This window comes from Sphingomonas sp. MJ1 (PH-R8), from assembly GCF_048058635.1.
GTDB lineage: Bacteria > Pseudomonadota > Alphaproteobacteria > Sphingomonadales > Sphingomonadaceae > Sphingomonas.
Window position 1 is genome coordinate 1 of sequence record NZ_JBBEFX010000051.1, and the last position, 1,632, is coordinate 1,632.

The following is a 1,632-nucleotide window of genomic DNA, read 5'->3' on the forward strand; positions in this document are numbered from 1 at the left end:
GGCGGAGAAGCTGTTCTGGGAGGTCGACGGCCGCTATTGGCATCGCCACGCCGCCAAGCCTGGGGTTACCGGCCTGGCCCAGATCCGCGGCTATCGCGGTGCGACCATTATCGAGGACGACCTCAGGAACCGGCTGCAGGCCGATCTCGAGTATCTCGAGGACTGGTCGATCTGGCGCGACCTGAAGATCATTCTGCTCACCGTCCGCGTCCTCCTGCACCGCAACGCCTTCTGACCGAGGCGGTGGACATGTCGGCGTGTCGACATGTCTGGGTTGCTGTACGCCGTTGCGCCGCAAGGAAACCGGCAGCCGATCGCGCGGGACGGGAATTCATACTCGAAAGCACGAATGATTGGCCCGGATAGCGCCTGTCTCCTTCGGCAATCGCCGCATCGGGCTGTGCAGATTCGTGCTTTCGAGTAGAAATAGCCCATGACCAAGACGCCCCCCTCCCCGCGCGCCAAGAGCGGCAAGCCCGAGCCCAAGGGTAAGCCCCAGCCCAAAGCCAAGCCGGTGCCCCAGGGCGAGCTGTTCCTGCTCGACAGCCCGTTGCAGGGGGAGATCCGCGGCGAGCGGTCGCTGATGGCGTTTCCCTTCTTCGCGCTAGCGAAGAACGCCTGGATGAAGCCGCTGGCCTACAACACCGAAAGCGTCTCGATCGAGGTGCGGCCCAGCGCCAGCGGCGTGGCGACGATCTACGACAAGGAAATCGTCCTCTACATCGCCAGCCTGATGGCGGCGAAGATCGAAGCCGGCGAAGAGGTCGCACAGGACTTCGTCTTCACCGCGCACGACCTGTTCAGCGTCACCGGGAGCAACCATTCGGCGCGCTCCTATGGGCGGCTTTCCGAGGCATTGGAGCGCCTCCAGGGCACTCAGATCAAGACCAACATCGAAGCTGGCGGCGAAGGCGAGGAAGGCTTCTTTTCCTGGCTGTCCGAAGCCAAGCTCCATTATTCCAAGACGCGGAGCGGCGAACGCCGGCTGAAGGCGGTAAAGGTCCGGTTGTGCGACTGGTTGTTCCGGGCAATCCTGCGCGATCGTCAGGTGCTCAACTACGCGCACGCCTATTTCCAGCTCGGGCCGATCGAGCGGCGGATCTATGAGGTGGCACGATCCACTTGCGAGACCGAGCGGGTGGAGGTCGACCTCGCCACCTTCCGCCTCCAGATCGGCTATCAAAATCCGCTGGCGAACTTCCGCAACGCGCTCAAGCAGATCGCCGGGACCAACGCGATTCCGGATTACCAGCTCGAACTGGTCGAAACCGTGGGCGTAACAGAGCCCGCCCGGCGGGGGCGCAAGTCCAATCCGGTCCGCGTCGTCATCACCCCGCGCCTGCCCGAACTGCCGATGGACCCGAAGCCCGAATCATCGACCGAATCGGGGCCAATGGCCGCTGAGCCCGCAGAGTAATTCCTACTCGAAAGCACGAACCGCCAAGCGAATTCCTACTCGAAAGCACGAATCCGCCGGGCATTTGATATCCGAAAGCACGAACTTTTTTGGGCTTTCCTACTCGAAAGCACGAACCGTAAACCCTTCCGATCGCGCAGCTTACCTGCGAAAATCAGGCAAGGTCGGCGTGGTGCCGGCGGAATGATCGGAAAGCGGCTGTGACCCCATAAAGA

Annotated in this window: 2 protein-coding genes; both read left to right on the forward strand. The window is 62.4% G+C overall.

All coding sequences use genetic code 11. The features are described 5' to 3' along the window. The coding region (locus VPH46_RS16205) for a sugar transferase (protein WP_416612884.1) at positions 1–235 on the forward strand (235 nt) is incomplete at its 5' end. Positions 236–433: 198 nt separating this feature from the next. Continuing rightward, the gene (locus VPH46_RS16210) at positions 434–1,417 is read left to right on the forward strand and encodes a replication initiator protein A (RefSeq protein WP_416612886.1); all 984 of its coding nucleotides are present in this window, start codon (positions 434–436) and stop codon (positions 1,415–1,417) included. Positions 1,418–1,632: the final 215 nt, after the last annotated feature.

Excerpts from the sequence above, each read along its gene's own strand:
- VPH46_RS16210 (WP_416612886.1), top strand. The coding sequence starts at position 434 with ATGACCAAGACGCCCCCCTCCCCGCGCGCCAAGAGCGGCAAGCCCGAG.